The sequence below is a fragment of the Kitasatospora sp. NPDC001547 genome (assembly GCF_042894165.1).
GTDB lineage: Bacteria > Actinomycetota > Actinomycetes > Streptomycetales > Streptomycetaceae > Kitasatospora.
Map to the genome: position 1 here is coordinate 23,425 of NZ_JBIAVL010000035.1, position 19,485 is coordinate 42,909.

The 19,485-nt window shown below is 71.7% G+C and carries 16 protein-coding genes; 9 read left to right on the plus strand and 7 right to left on the minus strand.

What is annotated here, in order from left to right:
- Positions 1 to 19 precede the first annotated feature (19 nt).
- The 4 genes from ACFY0X_RS34900 (at position 20) to ACFY0X_RS34915 (ending at position 3,555) form a co-directional block, all read left to right on the plus strand.
- The gene (locus ACFY0X_RS34900) at positions 20 to 391 is read left to right on the plus strand and encodes a hypothetical protein (protein ID WP_387760538.1); all 372 of its coding nucleotides are present in this window, start codon (positions 20 to 22) and stop codon (positions 389 to 391) included.
- Between the two features lie 94 nt (positions 392 to 485).
- Positions 486 to 761 (plus strand): hypothetical protein, encoded by a 276-nt coding sequence (locus ACFY0X_RS34905; RefSeq protein WP_387760539.1) that lies wholly within the window; start codon positions 486 to 488, stop codon positions 759 to 761.
- A 370-nt stretch (positions 762 to 1,131) separates the two neighbouring features.
- On the plus strand, positions 1,132 to 1,767 hold the full coding sequence (locus tag ACFY0X_RS34910; RefSeq protein ID WP_387760540.1) for a LysE family translocator: 636 nt from the start codon (positions 1,132 to 1,134) through the stop codon (positions 1,765 to 1,767).
- Between the two features lie 501 nt (positions 1,768 to 2,268).
- On the plus strand, positions 2,269 to 3,555 hold the full coding sequence (locus ACFY0X_RS34915) for a phytase (protein WP_387760541.1): 1,287 nt from the start codon (positions 2,269 to 2,271) through the stop codon (positions 3,553 to 3,555).
- A 144-nt stretch (positions 3,556 to 3,699) separates the two neighbouring features.
- Here ACFY0X_RS34915 and ACFY0X_RS34920 read toward each other — a convergent pair whose 3' ends face one another.
- From ACFY0X_RS34920 to ACFY0X_RS34930, 3 genes are all read right to left on the minus strand, one after another.
- The gene (locus ACFY0X_RS34920; RefSeq protein WP_387760564.1) at positions 3,700 to 4,668 is read right to left on the minus strand and encodes a phosphotransferase family protein; all 969 of its coding nucleotides are present in this window, start codon (positions 4,666 to 4,668) and stop codon (positions 3,700 to 3,702) included.
- 43 nt (positions 4,669 to 4,711) lie between these two features.
- Positions 4,712 to 5,053 (minus strand): ArsR/SmtB family transcription factor, encoded by a 342-nt coding sequence (locus tag ACFY0X_RS34925; protein WP_387760542.1) that lies wholly within the window; start codon positions 5,051 to 5,053, stop codon positions 4,712 to 4,714.
- A 732-nt stretch (positions 5,054 to 5,785) separates the two neighbouring features.
- Positions 5,786 to 8,770, minus strand: a complete 2,985-nt coding sequence (locus tag ACFY0X_RS34930; RefSeq protein ID WP_387760543.1) for a S8 family serine peptidase — start codon at positions 8,768 to 8,770, stop codon at positions 5,786 to 5,788.
- Positions 8,771 to 9,047: 277 nt separating this feature from the next.
- On the opposite strand from ACFY0X_RS34930, the gene ACFY0X_RS34935 reads away from it, so the two are divergent.
- The gene (locus tag ACFY0X_RS34935; RefSeq protein WP_387760544.1) at positions 9,048 to 10,031 is read left to right on the plus strand and encodes a transcriptional regulator; all 984 of its coding nucleotides are present in this window, start codon (positions 9,048 to 9,050) and stop codon (positions 10,029 to 10,031) included.
- Between the two features lie 482 nt (positions 10,032 to 10,513).
- Positions 10,514 to 10,960, plus strand: a complete 447-nt coding sequence (locus ACFY0X_RS34940; RefSeq protein WP_387760545.1) for an Lrp/AsnC family transcriptional regulator — start codon at positions 10,514 to 10,516, stop codon at positions 10,958 to 10,960.
- 202 nt (positions 10,961 to 11,162) lie between these two features.
- Here ACFY0X_RS34940 and ACFY0X_RS34945 read toward each other — a convergent pair whose 3' ends face one another.
- Together ACFY0X_RS34945 and ACFY0X_RS34950 are read right to left on the minus strand one after the other, a co-directional pair.
- Positions 11,163 to 11,441 (minus strand): hypothetical protein, encoded by a 279-nt coding sequence (locus ACFY0X_RS34945; protein ID WP_387760546.1) that lies wholly within the window; start codon positions 11,439 to 11,441, stop codon positions 11,163 to 11,165.
- 800 nt (positions 11,442 to 12,241) lie between these two features.
- Positions 12,242 to 13,738, minus strand: coding sequence for an FAD-binding protein (locus tag ACFY0X_RS34950; protein WP_387760547.1), 1,497 nt, complete (start codon positions 13,736 to 13,738; stop codon positions 12,242 to 12,244).
- A 245-nt stretch (positions 13,739 to 13,983) separates the two neighbouring features.
- Here ACFY0X_RS34950 and ACFY0X_RS34955 point away from each other — a divergent pair, with 245 nt between their 5' ends.
- Positions 13,984 to 14,283: a YciI family protein gene (locus tag ACFY0X_RS34955; RefSeq protein WP_387760548.1), complete on the plus strand. Its 300-nt coding sequence runs from the start codon at positions 13,984 to 13,986 to the stop codon at positions 14,281 to 14,283.
- A 190-nt stretch (positions 14,284 to 14,473) separates the two neighbouring features.
- On the plus strand, positions 14,474 to 16,114 hold the full coding sequence (pgm, locus tag ACFY0X_RS34960; RefSeq protein ID WP_387760549.1) for a phosphoglucomutase (alpha-D-glucose-1,6-bisphosphate-dependent): 1,641 nt from the start codon (positions 14,474 to 14,476) through the stop codon (positions 16,112 to 16,114).
- Between the two features lie 110 nt (positions 16,115 to 16,224).
- On the opposite strand, the gene ACFY0X_RS34965 is transcribed toward pgm, so the two are convergent.
- Positions 16,225 to 17,409, minus strand: coding sequence for an MFS transporter (locus ACFY0X_RS34965; protein ID WP_387760550.1), 1,185 nt, complete (start codon positions 17,407 to 17,409; stop codon positions 16,225 to 16,227).
- 173 nt (positions 17,410 to 17,582) lie between these two features.
- Between ACFY0X_RS34965 and ACFY0X_RS34970 the strand changes: the two genes are divergently transcribed.
- Positions 17,583 to 17,915 carry an ArsR/SmtB family transcription factor gene (locus ACFY0X_RS34970; protein ID WP_387760551.1) on the plus strand — a complete coding sequence of 111 codons (333 nt, stop codon included), beginning with the start codon at positions 17,583 to 17,585 and terminating at the stop codon, positions 17,913 to 17,915.
- A 907-nt stretch (positions 17,916 to 18,822) separates the two neighbouring features.
- Here the strand turns inward: ACFY0X_RS34970 and ACFY0X_RS34975 are convergent.
- Complete coding sequence (locus tag ACFY0X_RS34975; RefSeq protein WP_387760552.1) at positions 18,823 to 19,473, minus strand: GNAT family N-acetyltransferase; 651 nt, start codon at positions 19,471 to 19,473, stop codon at positions 18,823 to 18,825.
- Between the last annotated feature and the right edge of the window lie 12 nt (positions 19,474 to 19,485).

Below are 19,485 nucleotides of genomic sequence, written 5' to 3' on the forward strand. Positions count from 1 at the left end.
CAGCGCCGGCGCGAACAAGATGTACCTGTCGCACCAGTACGTCGCCGCGCTGACCGGCGCCAGTACCAGCCAGGTCCAACGGTTCGCGGCCCAGCACCGCCTCGCCCCTCTCGTGGAACGCGCTCCGGGCCCCTGCCCCCTTCCGACCCCGGCCCGCGCGACGCTCGACGGCCGGCCCTGGCGCGAGCACATCGACTTCCACGAGGTACCGCACCTGATGCGCCACCTCGGTACCGCCGCCGCGGTGATCTGCCTCTACCTCACCGGCATGCGGCCCCAGGAGGTCCAGAACCTGCGCTCCGGCTGTTGCCCCGACCCGCAGCCCACCGCCGACGGCATACCCGAGCGCCACCTGATCTTGCAGCCACCACTTCAAGAACGTCACCGATAGCGACGGCAACCACGTCTCCGCAGGCGAGATCCGAACCGTCCCCTGGGTCGCGATCACACCGGTCGTCAACGCCATCCGGCTCCTGGAGAGGATCGTGCCCGAAGGCGAACTCCTCCTCGGCTCCTCCTACCACTACGGCCAGGAGCGCATCGGCGCCCTCAAGGCCGACACCCTGAACCACCGGATCAAGGACTTCACGACCTGGGTCAACCAGGAGGCCGCCGCCAAGAACCTGACCAAGCAGAGCATCCCCGACGACCCGCACGGCTCCATCACCATCAGCCGCTTCCGCCGCCCCCTGGCCTGGCACGTCGCCCGCCGCCCCGGCGGCCTGGTCGCCCTCGCCAACGAGACCCCCCCAGACCCCTGAGACCGAGAAACGCCTGCGCGAGGCCGTCGTCAAGCTCAGGCAGACCGTCGCCGACCAGAACGCCGAGATCCGTTAGCTCCGCCAGCAGATCACCTGGCTCACCCTCGCCGCTGCCGTCCTCACCACCCACCACCGTGACCCGCCACCCGAGGCTCGAATCGGGTCCGACAACGTCATCGTGCTCCGCACGCCGACCTGACGCAGAACGGGCCCAGACACCAGCCGCAATGCACGCCGTAGGTCGCCAGACAGGGCCCGTTTCCCTGTCCTGGAGGCGCTCTGTGCTGGTGAGGCGATCGACGTCTTCGGGTAACTGGCCGAGCCGGCAAAAGAGTTGTAAAGACTGAGTCGGTGAGTGAACATCAGGGCCATGATCGACTCAAGTCTGTATGCCGCCTTCTTCCTCGCCGCTCTGATGCTGTGCGTATCACCTGGGCCGGACATGATGTTCATCGTGGCCATGGGCGGCCGTGGGGGGCCGAGAGCGGGGGTGCTCGCGGCGCTGGGCGTCGGATGCGGCGCCCTCGTCCACGTCTTCGCCGCGATGCTGGGGCTTTCCGCGTTGTTCCTGGCCTTCCCCACGCTGTACCACGTATTGCGTTGGGTCGGGGCAGCCTATCTGCTGTATCTCGCCGTCAAGGCCTTCCGGGACCGCGCCCCGCTCGGCGAGGACGAAGGCACCATCGGGTCGGCGGGCCCCAGCCGGTGGCGTGCCTTCGGCCAGGGCATGCTGACGAACCTGCTGAACCCGAAGGTGATCTTGTTCAACATCGCATTCCTGCCACAGTTCGTCCGTCCGGCCATGGGGCATGTCCCGGTGCAGTTCCTCCTCCTGGGCTTGACGATGGTCCTCATCGGCCTGGCCGTCGACACGTCGGTCGGGCTGCTGGCCGGACGACTTGCCGCGCTGCTGCGCCGCAGCGCCCGCACCGCTCGGGCGTTGAACGTCCTCAGTGGAACGATCTTCGGTGGCCTGGCCGTGCGTCTCGTCGCCGCGCCGAAGTAGGCGGCTGCCGATCGGGGTGGCCAAGGGGGCGGTCGAGAGCAGCTGGGCAGACGCCGGTCCGCGACGGCCGGCGCCGGATCCCGTACGGCTCTGCCGACGGCGCCCGCCCTTTCTCCCGCACCCCTTCTGCGGTGGTCGATGACGGACTGCCAGGAACCCTGCGCCCGAGGCAAGGGATCTCCCTGATGCGCGGCCTCGGGCCCGGGGCCTAGCGTCCTGTCCGTCGAGTCGGTTCCGGCTGCCGGACCGTCCCTCCCTCCAGCCCTCATGCGGCGGGAGGCGGCCGGCGGCCTCCCTTCACTCCGGCTCGGCGGGAGGGCGGTGATGTCCCGCAAGCCTCGGAACCGGTGATCACGGGCCGGGGCCGACCGGGGCGGCCCGGTCTTCGCTCCCCGGATTCGCGAGGTGTTCAACAACCGGACACCGAACAGTCGCGGACATGACGGATGCGGCAGCGAGCTTCTTCCCCATCAGGGCAAAACGCTCATATCGGGAGAAAACATGACGATACGTCTGGCCGTTCGCGTCTCAACCCTCGTCCTCTGCACCACACTGGCCGGCTCGCTCGCCCTCCCGGCGCAGGCCTCCGGGATCCCGGCCGTCCACGCGAAGGCCGAGACCGCGCCTCTGTTCGACGACGAGGCCGGCGGCAACGCGAACGCGGACGACCCGGCGATCTGGCGCAACGCCGCCGACCCGGGCCGCAGCCTGGTGATCGCCACTGCCAAGCAGGGCGGCCTGCGGGTCTACGACCTGGAGGCGCGGCAGGTTCAGTCGCTCCCCGCCCCGGCCGGGCCGAGCGTCGCCGACAAGCCCGGGCGGTTCAACAACGTCGACCTGGTGCAGGGCCTGGGGCTGGGCGGCGCCCCCGCCGACCTCGCGGTGGTCAGCGACCGCGGCAACGACCGGCTGCGGATCTACCGCATCGACCGCGACAAGCCCGGCGGTCCGCTCACCGACGTCACCGACCCGGGAGTGCGTCCGGTCTTCTCCGCCGACCAGGCCGAGATCAACAAGCAGAAGACCGCGTACGGTCTGGCCACCTGGACCGACCGCTCCACCGGGCGCTCCTACGCGCTGGTCAGTCAGCGCAACCGCACCCGGATCGCGATGCTGGAACTGATCGCCACCCCGGCCGGCACGGTGGACTACCGCCAGGTGCGCACTCTCGACCTGCCGTCCACCTTCCGGCTGCCCAACGGCACGACCTGGACGCCGTGCGCCGAACCCGGTGAACTGCCGCAGGTCGAGGGCATGGTCGTCGACCCGGCCGACGGCACCCTGTACGCGGGACAGGAGGACGTCGGCATCTGGCGCATCGACGCCGGCCTGACCGGCACACCGGTCCTGGTCGACAAGGTGCGCGAGTACGGCGTGCCCGGCACCTACGACGAGGCGACCGGGAAGTGCACCCCGGGCGCCGACCCCGGCTATGGCGGCAGGCGCCTGACGGCCGACGTCGAGGGCCTGGCCCTGGTCACCGAGGCGGACGGTGACGGCTACCTGTTGGCCTCCAGTCAGGGCGACAACACCTTCGTCGCCTACGACCGCGAGCGCGACGACGACAACGAGTACGAGGGCGCCTTCCGTATCACCGCCGCCTCCACCACCCTCGACGGTTCCGAGGTCTGCGACGGCGCCGCCGCCCTCAACGCCCCTCTCGGCAGCCGCTACCCCCACGGCCTGCTCGTCGTCCAGGACGGCCAGGAGACCCCCGGCGACGGCGACCGCGAGGCCACCGGCTTCAAGTTCGTGGACCTCGGCGACGTCCTCGACGCCATCGACTGATCCGGGAACACCGCGGACGCACGGTGGCGACACCGCGCGTCCGCCGTACCGCTGTCGGCCAGGCCCGCATCGCCTGGCTGCCGGCCCGGGACGAGCGCGTCGAGGAGGCCATCGCCCGGCTGCGCCCGCTGCCGGGGAAGCGGGTCAGGCGTAGCGGTCGAAGAGGGCCTGCAGGTAGTCCTCGAGGCGTTGGGTCAGGACGGAAGGTGTCAGGTCGGTGCGGCCGAGTTCGCGCCAGGGAACGGCGACCTTCTCGGCGTCGGGGGCGAAGGCGAGGGTGTCCAGGAGTCGCCAGTACAGGTGGTCGCGGCCCTCGGAGAGGGTGCGGCCGCCGGCGGCGGTGTAGCGGTCGGTGAAGGCGAGGCCCGACTGGGGGCCGTGGAGCAGGGCGAGGGTGGTGGCGCAGTGGGCGACGTCGAGGTCGGCCGGGCCCCAGGAGGTCTCCACCCAGTCGACCACGCCGGTGAGGGCGAGGGTGGGGCCGGTGCCGGTGAACAGGACGTTGCCGGGGTGGAAGTCGCGGTGCAGGAAGCATCCCCGGTACGCGGGCGGGGGCGTGTCGATCGCCTTCACGGCCCGTTCCCACAGCGCGGGGCGGGTGGTGTCCTGGGGTACGGCGACGCGTTCGGGGGCTGTCCACGCCTGCCAGGTGCGCGGCCGGTGGCTGTCGTCGACCTGCAGGGCGTGCACGGCGGCGAGTTGTGCGGCGAGCAGGTCGGCACGGGCGGCGGTGTCGTCGTCCTGGTCCAGGCGCACGCTGCCGGGCAGGTGGGTCATCAGCAGCGACGGGTGCTCGCACACCGATCCTTGGGCGTCCACGGCGACGAGCCGCGCGGCCGGGACGGCGCTGTCCTCCAGCAGGCGCAGCACGGTGGCCTCGCGGGCCAGCAGTTGGGGGGCGTGGCGGCGGTAGAAGGGTTTGACGAAGGAACGCAGCACCAGCGTGTAGGGGGCCTCCGCGCCGCCGGGGCGGGCCACCTCCAGGCGGCGCATCCGTGAGGTCCACCCGCCCTTGAGCGCGCTGACCTCGCCGATGCGCTCGCCGGGCGCGAGGTGTCCCTCGACCCACCGGCGCGTGGTGTCCCACTCCTGGTCCTGGCCCCCACTGTTGATCACGGACGGCAAGCTTACGCCCCCGCCCCGAGGGCACCTCGGGTCAGGTCTTGGAGGCGGTGCGTGCGGCTTCTGCGTCGGCGGCGGCGACCACCGCTGCGAGCAGGCCGGGGAACCGTCGTTCCAGTTCCTCGCTGCGTAGGGCGTTCATCTTGGTGGTGCCCACGTAGTACTGGCGTAGTAGTCCCGCCTGGCGGAGGACGGTGAAGTGGTGGCTGGAGGTCGAGCGCCCGACGGGCAGGTCGAAGGAGCCGCAGCTCAGGTCGGTTCCCGAGTGGGCGAGTGTGCGTACCACCGTCCTGCGGGCCGGGTCAGCGAGCGCCTCCAGCACCTGCTGGACGCTGACGTCCTCCACGCCGGGGTGCACGATCATCCGCGCTGCCACGCGTGCCCGTCCCACACCCACCACCCCTTCCCAACACTCGCCCCCGTCCGTTCGATGGCCAAAGTCCGCGCCATGCACGTGACTTCACGCGCACGACGCTACTATGCCCCATCCGGGCGACACACTCATCGCGACACCCGCACAACACGCCCCGGCGGAACACGGCGCCGGGGCGGAGGGAAGGGACAGGGCGGCCGGGCTCCAGGCCGCGCGGAGCGGGCCGGCGCCGCGAGGACGCCCGTCAGCACCTGGCCCGCCGACGGCACCGCGGCTCGCCGCACCTACCGCCTTGACCCCGGGCGCGGACCGAGGAACCGGCGGAGGAACCGGCGAAGGCGGCTGAGCAGGACCCTGGACGAGGGCTGTCCGCCTGTCGGGCGGAGAGCCGCCGACGTTGAGGACCGACGCCCTCACCCGGCACGTCCGCTCCTTCGCTGTCATGCTCGCCGAGCGCCAGGGTGAACGGCTCCCGGAACGGCTCGACGCGGTCCCTGGTAGCGCTTTGTCAGGGGTGTCGCAGGTCTGCCACGGGGTGGGTTGTCGGCAGGTGGGGCAGTGGCCGGTCCAGGCGGCGATGAGGTGTGGGAGGAGGTCGGGGCCTGGCTGAAGGTCAGGCCCCGGCCAGGGCTTTCGGGAGGGCCCGCTGATCAGTTCGAGCAGCCGGCGCGTGCGGAGCACCCGTGCGGGGGCGGCACGCGTGTGCGTGCCGCCCCCGCCGGTGGGCGCCGGGATTCAGTTGAGGGACAGGAAGGAGCCCGCCCCGTTGGCGTATTCGATCCAGGCGCCGGACCGGGCGTCCGCCGGGACGCCGGACCAGGCGGCGGTCAGGTCGGTCGGTACGCCGGGGGTGACGCGGGCCCGGTCGGGCGTGACCGTGACCTTGCCGGTGACGGGGCTGTCCGCGGTGATGTGGTTCGCCTGGTAGGTGTACGGAGTGACGGTTTCGTCGTTGGCCCCGACCGCGACCAGGGACACGAGGATGGCGTCGGCCGTGGGATGCGGCACGGTGATGGTGACCGTTCCGTCGCTGTCGGGGACGGCGACGTGGACGTCCTGGAGGACTCCGCCGGCCTTGCTGCCCCAGAGGACGCCCGTGATGGTGTCCGCCGCCGCGTCGAAGCGGACCGTGATCTGCGACGCCTTGGCGCCGGACGGGATCTCGGCGTCGTAGGAGATCTGCTGCGCCGTGGTCAGGGTGCCCTTGGTGGCGGGTGAGGAGACCGGTCCGTAGGCGGTGGCCGTCAGGGTGCTGGTGGCCGGGGTGACCGAGAACGTGGTCGAGCCGCTGGACCCGGAGCCCTTGATCTCGGCGGGGGCGCGGACGGTCTGCGGGGTGACGACGATCGGGCTGCGGACGGTGATGCGGTCGGAGGTCCAGGTGAGGGACCCGGTGTCGACGCGTCCCGCGGGCGCGGTGGTCACGTCCAGGGTGACGGTGAAGGTGAGCTTCTGGCCGGGGTGGGTGAAGTGCAGTACGGACGGGCTCACGGTGGTCTTGACGCCGGGGAGGTCCACGCGGGCACGGTAGGTGCCGGGCGTGGTCGCGGTGACGGTGCGGGTGACGGTCTGCTTGCCGAAGAGGTCGCCGATGGCTATGGACGGGTAGTTGAGGTCGCTCGGGTCGATGGCCTTGACGCCGCTTCCGGTGTGCACGCCGGAGCCTTCGAGGTAGGCGAGCCAGTCCCGCTCGCCCGAGTCGTAGACGAGTCCGGGCCGCAGCATGGCCCGTGCGTCCACCTCGCCGGCGCCCTGCGCGAAGGCGTCGTCGCTGTTCTTGCCGTCCGCGGTCTTCGTCGGTGTGGCTGTGGTCATCATGGCCGACTTGATGCTCATCGGGGACCAGGTGGGGTGCTCCGCGAGGTAGAGCGCCGCCAGGCCGGCGATGTGCGGGGTGGCCATGGACGTGCCGGAGTAGTAGTCGAAGTCGTGGCCGTTGTTGCCGTCCGGGGACACGGCCGCGAGGATCGTGCTGCCGGGCGCGGTGATGTCGGGCTTGAGCAGGTCGCCGTTGCCGACGAGCGAGGGGCCGCGCGAAGAGAAGCCGGCCACCTGCGGGTAGACGTCGGAGGTGCCTCCCTCGGTGAGGGTGGCGGTGGCTCCGTCCGTGGCGGCGTAGGTGCGGACGGTGGTCGCGTCGGGGGTGTTGAGGTGGACGACCGGCAAGCTGTGCAGGTCGCCGTCCCTGCTATCGTCGCCGGGGTTCACCAGGACGACGCCGATGCCGCCGGCCCGCCGGACCTCGGCGGATTTTTCGGGGCGGGAGTTGACGCCCCGTTCGCAGACGACGATCTTCCCGGCCGCGCGGGCCGGGTCGAGGGAGTTCGGCATGCAGTAGTCCGCGTAGACGTCCACGGTGTCGGAGACCCGGACCGCGGAGCCCCGGGCGAGCGGGGCGGGGCCGACCTGCCGGTGCACGGTCGTGCTGATGCCGGTGTAGCTCGCGCCGTTGCCGAGGGTCACCGTGCCGGTGTGCGACGCGATGGTGCCGGCGGCGACCGTGGTGGTCCAGGGCGCGATGTTGTCGAGGCTGGACGGCTTGGGGCCGGAGTTGCCCGCGGCGGTGGCGACGAAGACTCCGGCCACGGCGGCGTTGCGGAGCGCGACCTGCACCGGGCTGTCGTACGCGCTCTCGAACGTGCCGCCGATCGAGTAGTTGATGACGTCCACGCCGTCGGCGACGGCCTGGTCGATGGCGGCGACGATGTCGCTGGTCAGACCGCCGTCCGAGGCGCCGTCCTTGCTCTGCCAGAGGGCCTTGTAGACGGCGATGGCGGCTGCGGGGGCCACGCCGGAGACGGTGCCGAGGTCCTCACCGTCGACCTTGGCGCGGACGTCGGCGTTGCCGGCCGCGGTGGACGCCGTGTGGGTGCCGTGGCCCTGGCTGTCGCGTGGGGAGACGTATCCGGCCCGGTTGGACTCCGGGACGGCGTCGAACCAGGCGTCGCCGAAGTAGCGGGCGCTGATGACCTTCTCGTTGCAGGCCGCGGCGGTGAAGCGGTCGCCGGTCTGGCAGGTGCCCTTGAAGGTGCCGCCGTCCGCCTTCTGCATCACGGTGGTCGTGCCCACGCGGTAGGGCCGGTGGCGGTCCTTGTTGCCGGGCTTGCGGGAACTCAGGGCCGGGGCGTCGAAGGAGGGGTTCTCGGGCCAGATGCCCGTGTCGATGTCCCCGATGACGATGCCCTTGCCGGCTTCGGCCGTCCCGCCGAGGGCCTTCCACAGCCCGTTGCGGCCGGAGAGACCGAGGAAGTCGGTGGAGCTCCGGTCGTCGGCGGCCTTGTGGAACCGGTCGGGGGCGATGTGCACGACGCTCCCGGTGCGGGCGAGGCGCACCAGTTGGCGGGCGTCGAGCCGGGCGCTGAAGGTGTTGGTGGTGACCGCGAAGTGCTGCCGGACGGTGGCACCGACCTCCTTGGCGACGCGGGTCTGCTGGTCCGTCAGGTGGGTGCGGTACCGCTTGGCGGTGGCCGATTCGACATCGATCTTGCCGCCCTCGGCGGGCTTCGTGGCGGAGAGGTCGCCGATCCCGCCGTCGTAGGTGACCAGAGGCTGGTCGGCGAGGGTGACCAGGTAGGTGCCCGTCGCGGATTCGGCGATCGGAGCGGGGGTGGCGGTGGCGGTCGTGGCGAGGGGGAGGCTGAGCGCGGCAAGGGCGGTGGTGAGCAAGGCGGCGAGGGCGGCTCGCCGGTTGCGCGACGTTCGTCGCGGTAGGAGTGACACGGACTCTCCTCATGGATTTCCACGCACGCCGGAGAGACGAGCGTGGATGCTCGTCTGAGGCGTGCGCTGGGGGTGGGAATCTCCGAACCGTCTGGCACCTGGGGTGACTGGCAGGTGGTCCGGGACGAGTGAACGCTGCGCAAATACCGACTGTCCAGATGATGTGATGGCGTCTTTGGCGTGGTGGCCAAACGCGCCACGCGGGGGAAGACCGGTCGGCCCGCAACGGGGCATGGGCCTTTGGCGGTGTCCTCTCGGGTGGCAAGGAGGGTTGGTCGTGCTGGAAGCCGTGGGTGTGGGCCCGTTCGACGAGAGCGTGTACCGGGCGGTGTTGTCGGGACAGCACTGCACGGTGGCCGATCTCGCGGAGAGCGCCGGCGCCGGAGCGGCGCGTACCGGACAGGCGTTGAAGCGGCTGGCCGACCTCGGCCTCGTACGGCGGGTGGGCCGGGGCCGATGGGAGGCGGTAAGCCCCCGGTCGGCGCTCTCGGCCCTGCTGCACCGGCGTCGGTCCGAGGCGGAGACGATGTACGGCGAAGTGGAGGCGGAACTGTCGGGTCTCCACCGCCTCTACCGGGCCAACCAGTTGACGTCGGACCCGGAAGCCCTGGTGGAGGTGCTCTCGGACCCGGAGGCGATCGCCCGGCGGATCGACGAGGTGAACCGGTCCGTCACCACCCATCTGTGGACGCTGGACAAGCCGCCGTACCTGGATGCGGTCGGTCAGCCGCACTTCCACGAGCAGGAGAAGACGACCACCCGCGAATGGGTGGAGCGCGGCGTGGACATCCGGGGCGTGTACTGCCTGGAGTCGATCGCTCCGCCCGGCCGGATGGAGACCGTTCTGCGGCTCGCCGCCCTCGGCGAGAAGTCGCGGCTGCTGCGTCATCTGCCTTTCAAGGCGCGGATCGTGGACCGCAGGGTGGCGATGGTGCCGCTGACCGGTGGCAGCAAGGAATCCATCGTGCTCGTGCATCCGTCGGGCCTGCTGGACGGGCTGATCGAGCTGTTCGAGGCGTACTGGGCACGCGCCGAACCCCTGCTCGCCCATCAGGTGGAGGAGGTGGAGGAGGGGCCCAGCGAGGAGGATCTGGTGCTCGTACGTCTGCTGCACGCCGGTTTCAAGGACCAGGCGATCGCCCGGCAGCTGGGGGTCAGCGTGCGCACGGCGACGCGGCGGGTGGCGGCTCTGATGGTCGCACTGGACGCCGGTACGCGGTTCCAAGCGGGGGTCCGGGCGCGGGAGCGCGGCTGGATCTGAGCCCGTCTGGGGTTGTCCGGCCCTCACCCCCTCGTGCGTGCGGTCCTTGGCAGCCCTCTCATTCGGCCGGCTCGGTGGCCTACGAGCCATGGTCGGGATCGTCGAACGGCCGGCGCCTGGACGATTCGTGGGAACTGCTCCGGCGGATGGTGCCGGCGGGCTCTTGCGCGGCCTGCGCGATGACCGCTGCTGGTGGACCTGGTCCGGTACCCGGCCGGCCCCAGGATGTGGGGCCGGCCGCGGGGTGCCGGGGATACCCGCGCACCTGTCACCTGGTCGGAGTCCGCGCCGTAGGGGTTGGCCGGTGCGGGCCTCCTGCCGGGGGTCACCCGGACGCCATGACGATGACAGGAGGGCGGTCCGCAGGCGATAGGCCGGGCATCATCACGCATGTGTCGAGCGTGGTTCACTCGATCTGCAAGGGGCAGTGGAGCTTTCAGCGCGTGACTTGTGCGTGGCGCGCATGATTCGGGGAGTTGGCCGTGGACGCGATCGACCGTCATATCCTGACCATCCTCCGCAAGGACGGGCGAGCGCCCGTGTCGGAGATCGCGCGTGCTGTGGGACTCTCGGCGGCTCCGTGCGCTCGCCGCATCGAGCGCATGGAGAGGACGGGTGTGATCTGCGGCTACACCGCGGTCATCGAGGACAGCCGGGCGGGCATGCTTCAGGCGTTCATCGAGATCCGTCTGCTCGGCGCGACCGACAGCGACGAGATCGAGGGCATCTCCGAGAGCATCCCGGAGATCGAGGAGAGCCACAGCATCGCCGGCACCTCCGACGCCCTGCTCAGGCTCCGGGTCCGGGACGTGAAGCATCTTCAGCAGGTGATCAACGCCGTACGCCGGACCGGCAAGGTGGAGGGCACCAAGACCTTCATCATCATGAACACCTGGACGCGGGTGACTGAGCAAGCCGGCACCCCGTAACCGCGAAACGGCATCACGCCCGAGGCTCGGAGGCCGTCCGCCTGTCGGCGGCAGGCTTGTTCATCGGGCCGGCCGGCGCCACGACCGCAGGCACGGCATGGAGGCGGTAGTACGGCAGGGCAATGCCGTGGTCAATCACGAGCCGGGAGTACGCACCTGACGATCGACCGGACCGCTCCTCGGTGAGAGGGGGTGGGGGCTTTCAGGGTTGTGGCCAATGGATGCGGCGCAGTCCGAGGTCGTTGAGGAGGTAGGTGGCGTCGTTCTGGCGGGGCGTGGGGGTTGTGGTGAGGGTTTCCAGGTCGTTCAGGACGCGGTCGCGGTCGGTGGCGGGTAGTTGTCGGAGCCAGTGGACGATGCGGGGGAAGTCCATGTCGAGGTTGGTGAAGTCGAGTGAGACCAGGATGGCGGCGCGTACGGTCTCGTAGGTCGCGGGTTGCGCGTTGTCGGGGGTTCGGGGTTCTTTCCTCTGTCCGGGCACGGGAGGCACTGTACGCGCCGGGTGGGGTGGGCCTTCCGGGGGCGTCCGCAGGCGGGTGGGTGCGGACGCCGGTGGCCCGTCGTCGGGGTTGCTTGTGGCGGTGTCCGGGTCAGGGGTGGGTCCAGCGCAGGGGGTGGCCGGTGGGGCCGGTGGTGAGCCAGGAGCCGTCGCCGAGGGGGTGGAGGTCGTCCGGGTGGGCGGCGTGGGTGTCGACGGGGCCGTGGATGTGGCCGGTGCGGGCGTGGACGCGGTAGTGGCGGAACCAGTCCTCCTCGTTCTCGTCTTCGCCGGCGAGGGTGGCGAGGATGGTGTCGGTGTCGAGGTAGCCGCCGCTCCATTCCAGGCAGTGTGTAGTAGGCGCGGGTGAGGTCGGGGGCGACGGTGTGGGCGAGGGCCTCGTCTGCGGGGACGGGGCGGTAGACCGCGGCGGGCGTCAGCACGCCCAGGGCGTCGGCGGTGGGGGTGTAGGCGCAGACGAGTCCGTCGACGAGCCGTGTGGTGAGCCGGGTGGAGCGGGGGGAGGAGGCCATCGGGGCAGGGTAGCGAACCCGTGCCCGGGTTCGGAGGGCACGAGGTTCGGAGGGCGCGGGGGTTGGAGGGCGCGGGGGTCGGAGGGAATGTCCGAGCGGGCAGTCCGAAAGGGAAGGGTGAGGGGGCGGTGCGAGGGGCCGCCCGCGCGGGTGTGTCGCGCGGGCGGCCGGGCCGGTGGTCGACTCCGTTCGGCGGGCGGGCGGTGCGGTGGTGCGGGAGGGGGCGGTGCGAGGGGCGGTGGTCCGGGGGTGGTGGTCCGGGGGTGGTGGTCAGGGGGTGTGGATGCCTTGGCCGGGGGTCAGGATCCCTGCGGGGTCCCAGCGCTGTTTGGCGTGGGTGACGTCCTGCCACAGGTTTCCGTAGTGGTGTTGCCAGTCGGAGTGGGTCATGGCGGGTATCGCGCCGATCAGGTAGCGCTTGCCGCCCAGTTCGACGGCGAGGTCGTACAGCTGTCGGTTGCGTCGCAGCATGGCGGTGGTGTCCGAGCCGGGTAGCGGAAAGGCCAGCAGGTCGAAGTGCCAGCCGACTTCCTGTTCGGGCAGGACTGCCCGGGGTGCGGTGATCTTCGAGCGCTGGTAGGGGTAGAACAGCAGCAGGCCTGCTCCCAGGTCCGCGGGTGTCAGGATGTCGGCGGCGCGTGCCATGAACGTGCGTGCGGTGGCGGCGGGCAGGAAGACGCTCAGCCAGGGTTTGGGCTGTGACCACAGGCCGGCTTCGCGCAGGTACTGGGCGAAGGCGTCGACCCGGAAGGCGTGGTCGCGCCAGCTCTGCTCCACCACTTCCGTGTGTGTCGGGTGGAGTCCGGCCAGCAGTGCGGCCTGGTCCACCGTCTGCCCGGTGTCGGTGAACGCGACCAGTTCCGCCTTGTAGCGCCAGCGGGTGCCGTCCTCGGTGCGGACGACGTCGCCGACCTGGAGGTCGAAGCGGCGTTGGGCCATGACGGTGTGCTGGTCGGCGAGGTAGGTGTCGAGGTCGTCGTAGTACAGGGAGAAGACGTGGGCGCGTTCGGGCGCGGGGACCAGGGCGAGGGTGGCGCGCACGATGACGGCGGCCTGGCCGCCGCCGGCGAGCACCGCGTGGAAGAGGTCGCGGTTGCGGGTGGGGGAGGCCGTCACCAGTTCGCCGGTGCCGGTCACGACGTCGAGTTCGAGGACGTTGTCGACCTGCATGCCGTGGCGCTGCACGGCGCCGCCGATGCCGCCGACGCTGAGCGTGCCGCCGACCGTCAGGTGCAGGTAGTCGGTGAGCACCGGTGGGACCCAGCCCGCGGCCAGGCCCGCTTCCGTGACCTGTGCCCAGGTGGCGCCGGCTTCGACGACGGCGCGTCCGGGCTGCACGGAGAGGATCCGGGACAGGCCGCGGGCGTCGATGGCGATGCCGCCGCGGGGGTTGGCCTGGCCGTAGCTGGAGTGGGATTCGAGGCCGGCCTCGCCGTGCTGGGCGAGGTCGCCGCTCTGGCCGTTGACGGCCACCGGGATGCGGTGGCGGCGGGCGAAGGCGAGCAGTTGCTGCACGTCGCGTACGGAGGCGGGGCGCAGTACGGCGCGCGGGCGGGCGGTGACGAGGCGGCCGAAGTCGCCGGCGAAGCGTTCCAGGCCCGGTCCCTGGAGGGTCATCGTGCCGTCCAGGGCGGGCAGTTCGGCGACGTCGGCGCCGGTCTCGGTGGCCCAGGCGGCGGTGGCGGTGTTCCAGCCGGCGACGGCGGTGGCTGTGCCGGCTGCGGCGGCGGTGAGGAGGGCGCGGCGTGACAGTCCTGGCCTGCTCATATGAGGATCTCTCCGATCGGTCGTCACATCGGGATTGTTGTACCGCAACCATCGGGTGATCACCTACTGCCGTGGGCCGCGTGCAGGGGCCGCCGTCGGGACTCGCGGGAGGCTGTTCGCCGGGGCCTACGGGGCCTGCCGGGGCCCACCGGGTGCTCTGGTGGCCCGTCGGGGTGGGCGGGGGTGTTCGGAGGCGGGTGGGGGTGTTCGGTGGTGGGTGGGGGCCGAGGTCTAGCCTGGATGGCATGTTCGTACTGGAGCTCACGTACACCGCCGACCTGGAGTCGGTCGAGGCCGTGCTGGCGCAGCACATCGAGTGGCTGGAGGGGCACTACGCGGCGGGTACCTTCCTGGCCTCGGGGCGCAAGGTGCCGCGTGACGGCGGGGTGATCCTCGCGGTGGGCGGGGACCGGGCCGCGATGGAGGCGCTGGTGGCCACCGACCCGTTCGTGCGGGCCGGGTTGACCGAGTACCGGGTGACGGAGTTCCTCGCCACCACCACCGCCCCCGCGCTGGCGGCCCACCGCCAGCGGCTGCCCGACTGAGGCCACGCGCCCACCGTTGTCCGCGGTGTCCGTGCGGGGCCTCGTATCCGTCGCTCTCGGTGCCGGGCAGGGGTCTGGTGTGGTCGCCGTCTGTGTTGTTCGGTTCGGTGTGGGGTGGTGTGTGGTTACGATCGGTGAGTGTGGGGTGGTGGTGCGTGGTGAGTTGTGATCTTGGGTTGGGAGTTGGCTGATGGTGGATGTGCGGGCCGGGCGGTTGGCGGAGTCCGGTGACCTGGTGGACGTGGCGCGGTTGGTGACGGCGTACTTCGCGTTGGCGCCGGATCCGCAGGAGCCGGGGCAGCGGGTGGTGTTCGGGACGTCGGGGCATCGGGGTTCGTCGTTGGACGGGGCGTTCAACGAGGACCATATTGCGGCGACGACACAGGCGATCTGTGAGTTCCGGGCGGGGCAGGGGGTCGCGGGTCCGGTGTTTCTGGGGGCGGACACCCACGCTCTGTCGGAGCCGGCGAAGGTGACGGCGTTGGAGGTGTTGGCGGCCAACGGGGTGGAGGTGTTGGTCGACGCGGAGGACGGGTACACGCCGACGCCGGCGGTGTCGCACGCGATCCTGGCGCACAACCGGCGTAGTCCCCGTGCGTTGGCGGACGGGATCGTGGTGACGCCGTCGCACAATCCGCCGCGGGACGGCGGTTTCAAGTACAACCCGCCCAGTGGCGGGCCGGCGGGTTCGCAGGCGACGGGGTGGATCCAGGACCGGGCGAACGAGTTGATCCGTGAGGGCATGCGGGGGGTGAGGAGGGTTCCGTACGCGCGGGCGCTGGCCGCGGCCACGACGGGGCGTTACGACTTCCTGGGTGCCTATGTCGAGGATCTGCCCTCGGTGCTGGACCTGGACGCGGTGCGGGCGGCGGGTCTGCGGATCGGTGCGGACCCGCTGGGCGGCGCGTCGGTGGCCTATTGGGCGCGGATCGCGGAGGTGCACCGTCTGGACCTGACCGTCGTCAACCCGGTGACGGACCCGACGTGGCGGTTCATGACGCTGGACTGGGACGGGAAGATCCGGATGGACTGTTCCTCTCCGGCGGCGATGGCGTCCCTCATCGGGCGCAAGGACGAGTACGCGATCGCGACCGGCAACGACGCGGATGCGGACCGGCACGGCATCGTCACTCCGGACGGGGGCCTGATGAACCCCAACCACTACCTGGCGGTGGCGGTGGACTACCTGTACCGCCACCGCGTCGACTGGCCCGGGGACGCGGGTGTGGGCAAGACGCTGGTGTCCTCTTCGATGCTGGACCGGGTGGCCGCGGACCTGGGCCGTGCGCTGGTGGAGGTGCCGGTCGGCTTCAAGTGGTTCGTCGACGGCCTGTTGGAGGGTTCGATCGGTTTCGGTGGCGAGGAGAGCGCGGGTGCGTCGTTCCTGCGCCGTGACGGCGGGGTGTGGACGACGGACAAGGACGGCATCCTGCTGGCGTTGCTGGCCGCGGAGATCACCGCGGTCACCGGCGCGTCTCCCAGCGCCTACTACGGCGAGTTGACGAAGCGTCACGGCGCGCCGTCGTACGCCCGTGTGGACGCTCCGGCCGACCGTGAGCAGAAGGCCCGTCTGGCGCGGTTGTCGCCGGAGCGGGTCGGGGCGGGTGAGATCGCGGGGGAGGAGATCACCGCGGTCCTGGCGGAGGCTCCCGGCAACGGTGCCCGGATCGGCGGTATCAAGGTCTGTACCGCCAACGCCTGGTTCGCCGCCCGGCCCTCGGGTACGGAGGACGTGTACAAGATCTACGCCGAGTCCTTCCTCGGCGACGAGCACCTCGCCCGGGTGCAGGAGGAGGCCCGCGCGCTGGTCGGCGAGGTCCTGCGGGGCTGAACCCTTCTGCTCGTGGCGCCCGGTGCCCCGGTCCGGCAGCCTGCCGGATCGGAGCACCGGGCGTCGGTGTGGGCGTGGGCGTCGGTGCGGGTGCGGGTGTGGGTGGCGGTTCAGGTGTGAGTGGGTTGCGTGGGGCGTGGCGTCGGGATTCGCCGGGGGCGTTCGTCGCGGGTGGTGGTGGCTGCGACGGTGTACGCGGTCAGGGCGAGGGCGGTTGCGGCAAGGGGGAACCAGCGTTCGCCCAGGACGGTGATGGCGGTGGATCCGGCCAGGCCTGCGGCCGCGGTTCCGAGGTAGAGGGCGCTGCTGTTGAGGGAGATCAGCAGGGGTGCGTTGTGGGGGTCGATGGTCGCGAGTTTGTGCGGCAGCGCGACTGACACGGCCCAGCCTGCCAGGGGTACGACGGTTGCGTAGACCAGTGCGCCCGGCATGCTGAGGGCGAGCCAGGGCAGTGCGGTGAAGGCACCGGCGGCCAGCGCGGAGCCGGTCAGCAGGACGCGGCGCACGCCGATCCGGTCCACCAGGCGTCCGCCGAGCCAGCTGCCGGCCACCGACATCACGCCGCAGGTCGCCAGGATGATGCTGAGCCGGCCGGAGTCGCCGCCGGTGGCGCTCCTCACGGCGGTGGCCAGGTAGATGTAGACGCTCTGGAAGGCGAGGAAGAACACCAGGGTGGTGGCCGCGGCGCCCAGGACGCGGGGCCGGCGCAGTGGGGCCAGGCGGGCTTTCAGGGTGGGGGCGGCGGTGGGGGCGGGCAGGTCGCGCAGCAGGAGGGCCAGGCCGGTCAGCGCGGCCAGGCCCAGTGCGGTGACCAGCCACATCGTCAGCCGCCAGTCGGTGCGTCCCACCCAGGTGCCCAGCGGTACGCCGAGTGCGGTGGCCACCGTCATCCCGCCGAGGACGGTGGCCAGTGCCCGTCCGCGCCGTTCGGGGGCGACCAGGGTGGTGGCCACGGCGTTGGCGGTGGGGGTGTAGAGGGCGGCGCCGGCGGCGGCCAGTACGCGGGTGGCCAGCAGCAGTCCGAAGGTGGGGGCGAGCGCGCTGAGCGCGTTGGCGGCGCTGAACAGCGCAAGCGCGGTCAGCAGCAGGCGCCGGCGCGGCCAGCGGGCGGTGAGCGTGGCCAGCACCGGGGCCAGCAGCGCGTAGGCGAGGGCGAAGACGGTGACGAGCTGGCCGGCGGCGGGCACCGACACGCCCAGGTCGGCGCAGACGGGGCCGAGGATGCCGGCGACGACCATGGAGTCGGTGCCGACGGCGAAGGTGCCGAGGGCGAGCAGGAGTAGACGTACGGGCACGGCGGGACCCCCCGGGGTGCAGGAACGGATCGTGGGACGGGACGGGGCGTGTCGTCGTCGAACAGACTGTTGGAGAACCATCCAACAGTTTGACACTCGTCAAACAATCGGGGATGGGTGGATGATTGTCAAACCATTCCCTGTCCCCGCCCCCGCCCCCAGGAGCGCGCGCCATGCCCGACGACGAACGGCTTCCCCAGCCCGCCACCGCCGACATCGACCTCGTCACCGTCCTGCACGCCCTCGGCGACCCCGTCCGCATGACCCTGCTGCTCAGCTACGCCGACGGCGGCGAACACTCCTGCGACCCACGCGGCCTCGGCCTGGAACACCTCCACAAGTCGACCGTCTCCCACCACATGCGGGTCCTGCGCGAGGCCGGCGTCACCACCACCCGCGTCGCCGGCCGCAACCGCCTCGTCAGCCTGCGCCGCACCGACCTCGACACCCGCTTCCCCGGCCTGCTCGACGCACTCCTCACCGCGGCCGCAACCCCCGCACCGTAGGCAGTGCCCCGGCCCCCGAGGGGCCGCCCCGCACCGTCGGCGGCGCCCGCCCTGGGCGGCACGGCCGCGGCCGCCCGACGCGCCTGCCGCACCGCCCGCTTCGGCCTCCAGCGGATCCGTCGTCGCGCCCGGCCCTGCGGGCCGACTCGCCTCCCGCCCCAGGGGGCCGCGCTGCGCCCGGCCCGCTGCTGGTGCGTTCGCCGGAGCGCGGCCGCTGTCGAGCCGAGGGGAGTGGGAAGTCGGGCAGGTGTGACTTCCCTACGGCCCGGGGCATGCGGGCGGCAGGCCCGTTCGTCGGCCTGGCTGCGCGGGGGCGCTGGTGCTGGGGTGGCGCGTGGAAAGTCGGCCGGGCCGACTTCCCACGCGGGAGCAGGGGGCAAGTCCTCGTCGCTGAGGCGGGTTTCGGCCTGCGGTGGAACTTGCCGTCGTGTCTGGCTCTGTGGGCTGACTCGCCTCCCGCCCCTGGGGGCCGCGCCGCACCAGGCCCGCTGCAGTACTAGCCGGATCAGCTGCCGTCGAGCCGTAGGGAAGTCGGCGGCACCAGCGTGGCGTGGGTCGGCCGCTGCACGCTGCCCTGGCCGCACGGCGCCGCCGCACAGGAAGTCGGCGGGTCCGACTTCCTGTGCGGGGGCGGCGGGGGGCGGGCGTCGATGTCGGGGCTGTGGGGCGGGGGTTCGGTCTGTGGAGGGCTTGGCGTTGTGTCCTGGCCCTGTGGGTCGGCTTGGCTTCTGCCTGCCGGGGCTGTGCTGCGTACGGTCCGCTGTGGTCGCGCGTCGCTGTGGGGGAGTGGGAAGTCGGCGGGTCCGGTTTCCCACTGTGCGGGGTGCGTTGACCGTAGGCCGATCGCCGGGCGGAGGTGTTGTTGTGTGGTCGGCTGCGGGCTGGGCGGGCCGTTGGTGGGTGGTGGTCAGTGGGGGAGGCCGAAGAGGGTGCGGCAGGCGGTGGTCAAGCCGGTGACGGTGACCGGGGTGCGGGCGTGTTCGGCCCAGGCTTCGGGGGTCAGGCGCAGTCGTTGGGAGACGACCACCTGTCCGTCCAGGACGTCGCGGTCGATGCCGTCGTCGTGGTAGCCGAGCCGGCGGGAGACGGCCAGTGAGGAGTGGTTGTCGGTGAAGGACAGGGAGGTCGCCGACTGCGCGCCGAGCTCGGCGAAGGCCAGGTGGAGCATCGCCGCGCGCATCTCGGTGCCCAGGCCCTTGCCCTGGTGCTCCAGGCCGAGCCAGGATCCGGAGACGATCTCGCGTCGCACGCCGAACTCCTTGGCGCGCATGTCCTGGATGCCCACGGGGCGCCCTTGGTGGAAGGCGACCAGGTTCAGCGCCCAGTCCTGCTCGCTCCAGCGGCCCAGTCGCCGCCAGTGCAACTGCATCACGTGCCGGGCCCGTTCGGCCGGCGCCAGCTCGCCCCACGGCGTCAGGAACGGGCGGTCCTCGGGCGGGTGGACGCCGCGCGCGGCGACGTCGGCGACCTCGGCGAGTTCGTCCTCGGTGGGCAGGCGCAGCTCCAGGCGGGGCGAGGCCACCCGCAGGCCCCGCAGCGGCCAGTGGTCGGTGATCATCGAACCAGTGTG

Bases quoted from the DNA above. Each gene is read 5' to 3' on its own strand.
- ACFY0X_RS34900 (WP_387760538.1), top strand. From the start codon at position 20: ATGTACCTGTCGCACCAGTACGTCGCCGCGCTGACCGGCGCCAGTACC.
- ACFY0X_RS34910 (WP_387760540.1), top strand. From the start codon at position 1,132: ATGATCGACTCAAGTCTGTATGCCGCCTTCTTCCTCGCCGCTCTGATG.
- ACFY0X_RS34915 (WP_387760541.1), top strand. From the start codon at position 2,269: ATGACGATACGTCTGGCCGTTCGCGTCTCAACCCTCGTCCTCTGCACC.
- ACFY0X_RS34950 (WP_387760547.1), bottom strand. From the start codon at position 13,738: ATGAGCAGGCCAGGACTGTCACGCCGCGCCCTCCTCACCGCCGCCGCA.
- ACFY0X_RS34955 (WP_387760548.1), top strand. From the start codon at position 13,984: ATGTTCGTACTGGAGCTCACGTACACCGCCGACCTGGAGTCGGTCGAG.
- pgm (WP_387760549.1), top strand. From the start codon at position 14,474: ATGGTGGATGTGCGGGCCGGGCGGTTGGCGGAGTCCGGTGACCTGGTG.
- ACFY0X_RS34970 (WP_387760551.1), top strand. From the start codon at position 17,583: ATGCCCGACGACGAACGGCTTCCCCAGCCCGCCACCGCCGACATCGAC.
- ACFY0X_RS34975 (WP_387760552.1), bottom strand. From the start codon at position 19,473: ATGATCACCGACCACTGGCCGCTGCGGGGCCTGCGGGTGGCCTCGCCC.